This window comes from Staphylococcus sp. HMSC14D10 (genome assembly GCF_001808125.1).
GTDB lineage: Bacteria > Bacillota > Bacilli > Staphylococcales > Staphylococcaceae > Staphylococcus > Staphylococcus haemolyticus.
In genome coordinates, this window is sequence record NZ_KV792254.1 from 1 (window position 1) to 7,843 (window position 7,843).

The window sequence follows — 7,843 nt, forward strand, 5'->3', positions numbered from 1 at the left end:
TAAAGAAATTCTACAAGCTAAGCAAGCTGGGGTTAAAACGAAATAAACTTTGAGAAAATATCAGATATGTTCTACTTCCATTTATTTATCAGAAAATTTAAAAAGTTATTGCAAAATTTCACTATTACGTTTAAAATAGCCGAAAAGGGGATGATGATATGCTAAGGTTATGTATCATCTTTTTTATATTCGTGACTAACACAACCATTACACAGTTATGGACAGTTGAGGGAACATGGGAGAATCTCTTATTACAATCGATGTCACTAAGTATGATTATTGTATTCCTGTTTTATTATGTGGGTTTTGTAATTGCGGAGAAAAAGAGGAAACAAATAGAAACTTTATTTAAGAAAGAATTCTTTCATGAGAAGGAAGACTTTTTTGAAAAAGACGATAAAAGAAAAGTAAGTGAGTAAAAGGGACTCACTTACTTTTTTATTTGTCATGCAAATCATATTGGTAAAAAGCAAGATCTAACCAGCGATCAAATTTGTAGCCAACATTTTGAATGGTACCTGCATGTTTGAAGTTAAACTTTTCATGTAATTTGATGCTGCTATCATTGGAAGCATCGATACCAGCTACAATAGTACGATAATTTCTAGTTCTGGCATCTTCAATAAGATGTTGTAATAATTGAGAAGCAATGCCTTTGCCTCGATTTGATTTATCTACGTAAATCGAATGTTCAATAGAATATAAGTAAGCCGGCCAGTTTCTAAATTGACCGTAAGTTGCAAAACCAACAGCCTTGCCAGCTTGTTCAAATACAAATATAGGTTCATTTGCTTTATTCTTCATTTCAAACCAAGCTTTACGTTCATCTAAAGTTTGAATATCGTATGTGTAAACAGCTGTAGTATGCAATATTGCATCATTATAGATTGATAGTATTGCCGGTAAATCTTCAATTTTTGCTTCTCTAATCATTATGGCACCTACTTTTCTAAGTTTGTATCAGTTTAAAACGAGATTTCAATTGTTGCAACTATATGTAATTAAATATGACACGATAAATTAAATTAAACTTACGAAATAAACATGATATACTATGACCTAAGAAAGTCACGTTAAAGGAGTAATACATAATGAAGAATTGGATTAATCGATTGATGACGATACTTGGTGTCATACTCATCTTAGTAGCAGTGTATCTATTTGCTAAACCACATATCGATAATTATTTACATGAAAAAGATAACGACAACAAAATAGAACAATATGATAAACAGGATAAGTCTAGCAATAAACAAACACCAACCATTCCTAAGGATAAAACTAAAATGGCAGGGTATATATCAGTGCCAGATGCAGAGATTAAAGAACCCGTGTATCCTGGACCAGCGACACCAGAACAGTTAAATCGTGGTGTAAGTTTCGCTGAGAAAGATGAATCGCTAAGTGATCAAAATATATCAATCGCAGGTCATACATTTACCGATAGACCACATTACCAATTCACAAACTTAAAAGCAGCTAAAAAAGGTAGCAAAGTATACTTCAAGATAGGAAAAGAAACACGCGAATATAAAATGACTAGTATACGTGATGTTAATCCAGACGAAGTTGAAGTATTGGACGAACACAAAGGTGAAAAGAATCAATTAACATTAATTACATGTGACGATTACAATGAGCAAACCGGTATTTGGGAAAAACGTAAAATCTTTGTGGCGAAACAAGTTAAATAAATAATAAACACCAATCGTTACATAAAACATAAATGCTAAGTCATTAGGAGTGATACAAGACATCCAATGTAGATCTTGTGTCACTCCTTTAAATTTAGCATTAGAAATAATCATGCTATTTTTATTTATTGTATTTAATTTCAGAATGTGAATATAGTTTCATCATGTTAGTGTGAACTTCAACCCTAATTAGATGACATATATAATAAATGTGAATACAACGGACTAGGGGGATTGCACATGGTTAAAGCTATTGCAGTAGATATGGATGGTACATTTTTAGATTCTAAGAAGAATTATGATAAAGACCGTTTTGAGAAGATATTTAAAGCATTGAAAGAACGCAATATAGAATTCATTGCTGCAAGTGGAAATCAATTTGCTAAATTACAATCTATATTCGGAGAAAGAGATATGTTCTTTATTTCTGAAAATGGTGCAGTTATTTACAGAGGCAAAGATTTATATAATTATCGTAGTTTCAATCAAACAGACTACAAAGAAGTTGTTGATTATTTAAATATTGATAGAAATATTAAAGAATTTATTGTTTGCGGATTAAAGAGTGCCTATATATTGAAAGACACGAGTGAAGCATTTAAGGAAGATGCGCATTTCTATTATCATCAGTTGGAGGAAATTGATTCTTTTCAACCATTACCGGATGATGAATATGTCAAGATTGCGTTAAATATTAATCGAGATATGCATTCAACACTTGATACTGATTTAGAGGAAAAGTTTAGCAATACTATTAAACTCGTATCGAGTGGACATGATAGTATTGATATTATTATGCCTAATATGACAAAAGGACAAGCGCTTCAACGTTTAATGGATGAGTGGCATATGTCTACTTCTGATTTGATGGCATTTGGTGATGCTAACAATGATAAGGACATGCTTGAATTAGCGGAGCACAGTTATGTAATGGCTAATAGTCATGATGAAACACTATTTGAAGTTGCCAAGGCAGTTGCTCCAAGTAATGATGAGCAAGGGGTATTACAGATTATCGAGCAAGAAGTATTGAAATAGCTTAAAAAAGGAGAACTCTCAATTTTGAGAATTCTCCTTTTTATTTATTAAACACATATCTTAGTTTAATTGAGTTTCACATTTACCAGTATTAATAACTGATAATGCTGCGTTTAATCCGCCTTCAACTAAATTTCTCACAGCTTCATCAGAGAAGAATGCGATATGTGGAGTGACCAAAATGTTTTCATGTTTAATTAATTCTAATAACGTTTCATCTTCGATCTCTTTACCTGTCCAGTCATATGTGAAGTAATCAGCTTCATTTTCATATGTGTCAATGGCAGCACCATATAAAGTACCGTCATTTACAGCATTAATTAAAGCTGGTGTATCAATAACAGCACCACGAGCTGCATTTACTAATACTGCGCCTTTTTTAACTTTAGAGAACATATCTGCATCGAATAAGTGGAAACTTTCTTTATTCGCTGGAACATGTAATGAAATGATATCAGCATCAGCAATTGCTTCTTCAACTGAATCTTTATATTCTAAGAAATCTAATGAGTTGTTTGGATATGCATCATAGCCTACTACTTTTGCACCAAAACCAGCATAAATTTTACCAGTTGCAGCACCAATACGACCTGTACCGATAATAGCTACTGTCATATTTTTAACAGGTGTAGACATGATAGGTGCAGCCCATTTGAAATTATGTTCTTGAACACGTTTTTCAATCGCAGGGAAGCGACGAACTAATTGTAAAGCGACAGAAACTGAATATTCAGCAATAGTTTCTGGTGAATAACTAGGTACATTTGAAATGATAATGCCATGTTTTTTAGCTAACTCTAAATCGTACATGTCGAAACCAGCAGTACGTTGAGCAATTTGTTTAATACCATATTCTTCAAGTTTAGGATAAACAGAGTCTGCTAATTTACCAAATTGCATTGTAGTAACACCATCGAAACCTTTAGCTAAATCAACTGTGTCTTCACTTAAAATTTCTTCAGTTGTAACAACTTCAACATTGTTCGCTTTACCCCAGTTTAAAGCGTCATTTTTCTCGTAATCACGAGTTCCATAAAACATAATTTTTGTCATTTTAATAACCTCACTTCATTTTGTATGAATTTATAATTAATAAATAAGTTTTCTTAAGTTGTCTATAGAAATGTGAATATTAATAGGAATAATGATTTGAAACATCTCTATTACTTAACTTACAAATACATTATATTGTGAATTTATTCACAAATCAATAGGAAATACGAAATTTATTTTTCGATTGTTAAAAAATCACATAAAAATAGTAAATTTTCATTTATTTTTTAATGATAACTTTTGTAAGCGTATAACTTTAGGCTAAAGGAAATGTACTTTATAATCAAATTAGTACTATCTAAGGAGGATATATTTCATGAGTTCAATGCAAGAGACAATAATCAATGCTTTTAATTTTAGACATGCAACAAAGGAATTTGATTCTAAAAAGAAAGTCAGTGACTCAGACTTCCACACAATATTAGAAACAGGTCGTTTATCACCTAGTTCACTGGGATTGGAACCTTGGCGTTTTGTTGTTATTGAGAATGAAGATTTAAAAGAAAAATTAAAACCATATAGTTGGGGAGCACAAAAGCAATTAAATACAGCAAGTCGTTTCGTTATTATTCTTGCACGCAAAAATGTCACTGCAGATTCAGAATACGTACAACATATAATTCGAGATATTAAAAAATACGAAGAAAGTACGATTCCAGCAGTTGAAGATAAATTTAATAATTTCCAAACGAATTTCCATATTAACGATAATGAGCGAACATTATTAGACTGGGCAAGTAAACAAACTTACATTGCATTAGCTAACATGATGACCACTGCAGCATTATTAGGAATTGATTCATGTCCTATGGAAGGATTTGATTTAGATAAAGTTACTGAAATCTTAGCTGAAGAAAATGTTATCGATACAGAACATTTCGCACCATCTGTTATGGTTGCATTTGGTTATCGAAAAGAAGAACCAAAAGATAAAGTTCGTCAACCCGCTGAAGATGTTATTGAATGGATTTAATATAGAATCAAAAAGGAGAGCAAAGACTCTCTTTTATATTATCCATAAGTGATAGATTCTATAACTAGAATTAATGATGTTTAAAGAGCTTAATACACGGAAAAATATTATAAGCAAGTTAGTGTATTTAAAAATGTGAATAAGGTAAAATAATAGCAGCTTTAAGTAAACGCTTGCATTTCGATATAAACACAACGCACATAAGGTTTTTCATAAATTTATATAAAGGGATGATGAAAAATGGCAAAAGTAAACGTTAGAGATTTCATAGAGGAACAATACGGTTTATTTATCAACGGTGAATTTCAAGCAAGCGAAAGTGGAGACACATTAACTGTAACTAATCCTGCGAACAGTGAAGATTTAGCTAAAGTAGCTAAAGCAAGTAAATCTGATGTTGATAAAGCAGTACAAGCTGCGCAAGATGCTTTTGACAGTTGGAGTAAAACATCTAAAGAAGAACGTGCGGACTATTTATTAGAAATTAGTCGTCGAATTCATGAAAAAGTGGAACACTTCGCGACAATTGAATCGTTACAAAATGGCAAGCCTTATCGAGAAACGTCAACAATTGATGTGCCATTAACAGCAAATCAATTTAAATATTTTGCGAGTGTATTAACAACAGACGAAGGTTCAGTCAATGAAATTGATGAGAATACAATGAGTTTAGTTGTCAATGAACCAGTAGGTGTTGTTGGTGCTGTAGTTGCATGGAACTTCCCAATTTTATTAGCGTCATGGAAATTAGCACCAGCATTAGCTGCGGGTAATACAATTGTAATTCAGCCATCTTCTTCTACACCATTATCATTAATTGAACTTGCGAAGATCTTCCAAGAAGTATTACCTAAAGGTGTCGTAAATGTATTAACTGGTAAAGGTTCAGAATCAGGTGATGCAATCTTCAATCATGAAGGTGTAAACAAATTATCATTTACAGGATCAACAGACGTTGGTTACGGCGTTGCGAAAGCAGGTGCTGAACGTATCGTTCCAACTACATTAGAACTAGGTGGTAAAAGTGCTAATATCATCTTTGATGATGCAAACTTAGATCAAGTTGTTGAAGGTGCACAATTAGGTATTTTATTCAACCAAGGTGAAGTATGTAGTGCTGGTTCACGTTTATTAGTACAATCTTCAATCTATGATAAAGTAATGCCTAAATTAAAAGAATCTTTCGAAAATATCAAAGTGGGCGACCCATTTGATGAAGACGTTAAAATGAGTGCTCAAACTGGCCCAGAACAACTTGAAAAAATTGAAAGCTACGTAAAAATTGCAGAAGAAGATTCAAATGCTAATATCTTAACAGGTGGTCATCGCTTAACAGATAATGGACGTGACAAAGGATACTTCTTCGAGCCTACAATCATCGAAATTAAAGATAATAGTCATCAATTAGCACAAGAAGAAATTTTCGGACCAGTTGTAGTAGTAGAAAAATTTGAAGATGAAGCTGAAGCAATTAAAATTGCGAATGATTCAGAATACGGCTTAGCTGGTGGTATCTTTACTACTAATATTAACCGTGCATTAAATGTTGCTAAAGCAATGAGAACTGGTCGTATTTGGATTAACACTTATAACCAATTCCCAGCTGGTGCGCCATTCGGTGGATATAAAAAATCTGGTATCGGTCGTGAAATTTATAAAGACGCTATTAAAAACTATCAACAAGTTAAAAATATCTTCATTGATACTAGCAATCAAACAAAAGGATTATACTAAGATAGTTAGTTTATAAATAAAAAATGAATATCATTTAAATTGAATGTGAGCTATCTGCAAAGCCGAGACTTTGCAGATAGCTCTTTTTATGGGTTTAAAAGATAAGCGCATATGATATAGTTACAAATTACATATTGTAGAAGTTTTATTTAGAAATTGATAGATTGAGACTTTTTTAAATTAAATAAGTTATAATACAATTTAAGTCTTTAAAATCTATATTTTGCAAAGGGAAAAATGATGAAAAAATTACAAGTACTATTAATTAGTTTTATAATATTAGTACTCACTCTGAGTGGTTGTTCTCAACATGATGAGAAACATTCGAATGACCATGAACCAAAAGAATTAAAAGTAGGATTTGTACCATCCCAAAATTCAAAAACGTTGAACGCTAAAGTGAAACCGTTACAGCAACAGTTGTCAAAGGAATTAGGCCTTCCAGTTAAAGTACATGTGGCAACTAACTATAATGCAATGGTAGAAGCTTTAAGATCAAAGAAAGTGGATGTTGCATTTATTTCACCAGTGTCTTATACCATCGCACATGATAAAGGTGTTGCAGATGTACTGTTGAAATCCAAAGGCTATTTAGTAGATGATAAAGGTAATACAACTAATAAATTAGTCGATTATTATCGCTCACAAATCGTAATTCGTAAAGACAGTCATTTACATAAGTTAAAAGATTTAAAAGGGGCTAAAGTAGGCTTACAAGACCCAGAATCTACTTCGGGATATATTTATCCAATGGCAAGCTTAAAAAAAGTTAATGTTAATCAGAGTGATATCAAAATTGCTCAAATTAAAGGGCATGATCAAGCATTGATAGCCTTGTTAAACGGTGATGTGGATGCTGTAGCTACATATCAAGATGCACGTGCTGATTTAAAGCAAGATTATCCCAAAATATATAAAGACACTAAAGCGATTTATCGCACGGATAAGATACCAAATGATACGATTTCTGTGCGTGGTGATATGAGTAAACAGTGGAAAACTAAAATCAGTAATGCTTTTTTAGATATTAGTAAATCTGAAAAAGGTAAGAAAATACTTACAGATATTTATGGGCATCATGGCTATGAAAAAGCAAAAGATAGTGACTTTGATACAGTAAGAAAATATAGAAAACTTGTCGAGGAATAAAAATTTAAGATTAAGGGAGTGGGACAGAATTCTTTTAAAATTCGTCGTCCCACCCCCGCAAGGATGACTAGAACTGAGAAAAGTTTGATTTAAGCGCCTTCTCAGTTCAGTCAGCTACTGCGAATTTGCTAAATAGCATTATTATATTATTTATGTCCCAGACTGTATAAATATATATTGGCAGTAGTTGACTGAATTAAAA

Annotated in this window: 7 protein-coding genes and 1 pseudogene; 6 read left to right on the plus strand and 2 right to left on the minus strand. The window is 32.3% G+C overall.

Annotated elements, in window-relative coordinates:
* Positions 1–158: 158 nt before the first annotated feature.
* Positions 159–326: pseudogene (locus HMPREF3134_RS06420) on the plus strand (hypothetical protein); the annotation flags it as partial.
* Between the two features lie 112 nt (positions 327–438).
* On the opposite strand, the gene HMPREF3134_RS06425 reads toward HMPREF3134_RS06420, so the two are convergent.
* Positions 439–933, minus strand: coding sequence for a GNAT family N-acetyltransferase (locus HMPREF3134_RS06425; protein ID WP_070441586.1), 495 nt, complete (start codon positions 931–933; stop codon positions 439–441).
* Between the two features lie 158 nt (positions 934–1,091).
* Here HMPREF3134_RS06425 and srtA point away from each other — a divergent pair, with 158 nt between their 5' ends.
* Together srtA and HMPREF3134_RS06435 are read left to right on the plus strand one after the other, a co-directional pair.
* Positions 1,092–1,694: a class A sortase SrtA gene (gene srtA, locus HMPREF3134_RS06430; protein ID WP_053025326.1), complete on the plus strand. Its 603-nt coding sequence runs from the start codon at positions 1,092–1,094 to the stop codon at positions 1,692–1,694.
* 240 nt (positions 1,695–1,934) lie between these two features.
* On the plus strand, positions 1,935–2,732 hold the full coding sequence (locus tag HMPREF3134_RS06435; protein WP_070441589.1) for a Cof-type HAD-IIB family hydrolase: 798 nt from the start codon (positions 1,935–1,937) through the stop codon (positions 2,730–2,732).
* A gap of 60 nt (positions 2,733–2,792) precedes the next feature.
* Here the strand turns inward: HMPREF3134_RS06435 and HMPREF3134_RS06440 are convergent, their stop codons facing one another.
* Positions 2,793–3,785: a D-lactate dehydrogenase gene (locus tag HMPREF3134_RS06440; RefSeq protein ID WP_070441593.1), complete on the minus strand. Its 993-nt coding sequence runs from the start codon at positions 3,783–3,785 to the stop codon at positions 2,793–2,795.
* Positions 3,786–4,101: 316 nt separating this feature from the next.
* Between HMPREF3134_RS06440 and HMPREF3134_RS06445 the strand changes: the two genes are divergently transcribed.
* The 3 genes from HMPREF3134_RS06445 (at position 4,102) to HMPREF3134_RS06455 (ending at position 7,641) form a co-directional block, all read left to right on the plus strand.
* The gene (locus tag HMPREF3134_RS06445) at positions 4,102–4,758 is read left to right on the plus strand and encodes an NAD(P)H-dependent oxidoreductase (protein WP_070441596.1); all 657 of its coding nucleotides are present in this window, start codon (positions 4,102–4,104) and stop codon (positions 4,756–4,758) included.
* A 240-nt stretch (positions 4,759–4,998) separates the two neighbouring features.
* Positions 4,999–6,492 (plus strand): aldehyde dehydrogenase family protein, encoded by a 1,494-nt coding sequence (locus HMPREF3134_RS06450; RefSeq protein ID WP_070441599.1) that lies wholly within the window; start codon positions 4,999–5,001, stop codon positions 6,490–6,492.
* A 240-nt stretch (positions 6,493–6,732) separates the two neighbouring features.
* Positions 6,733–7,641 carry a phosphate/phosphite/phosphonate ABC transporter substrate-binding protein gene (locus tag HMPREF3134_RS06455; RefSeq protein WP_070441602.1) on the plus strand — a complete coding sequence of 303 codons (909 nt, stop codon included), beginning with the start codon at positions 6,733–6,735 and terminating at the stop codon, positions 7,639–7,641.
* The last annotated feature ends 202 nt before the right edge of the window (positions 7,642–7,843 follow it).

Excerpts from the sequence above, each read along its gene's own strand:
- HMPREF3134_RS06425 (WP_070441586.1), bottom strand. The coding sequence starts at position 933 with ATGATTAGAGAAGCAAAAATTGAAGATTTACCGGCAATACTATCAATC.
- srtA (WP_053025326.1), top strand. The coding sequence starts at position 1,092 with ATGAAGAATTGGATTAATCGATTGATGACGATACTTGGTGTCATACTC.
- HMPREF3134_RS06435 (WP_070441589.1), top strand. The coding sequence starts at position 1,935 with ATGGTTAAAGCTATTGCAGTAGATATGGATGGTACATTTTTAGATTCT.
- HMPREF3134_RS06440 (WP_070441593.1), bottom strand. The coding sequence starts at position 3,785 with ATGACAAAAATTATGTTTTATGGAACTCGTGATTACGAGAAAAATGAC.
- HMPREF3134_RS06445 (WP_070441596.1), top strand. The coding sequence starts at position 4,102 with ATGAGTTCAATGCAAGAGACAATAATCAATGCTTTTAATTTTAGACAT.
- HMPREF3134_RS06450 (WP_070441599.1), top strand. The coding sequence starts at position 4,999 with ATGGCAAAAGTAAACGTTAGAGATTTCATAGAGGAACAATACGGTTTA.
- HMPREF3134_RS06455 (WP_070441602.1), top strand. The coding sequence starts at position 6,733 with ATGAAAAAATTACAAGTACTATTAATTAGTTTTATAATATTAGTACTC.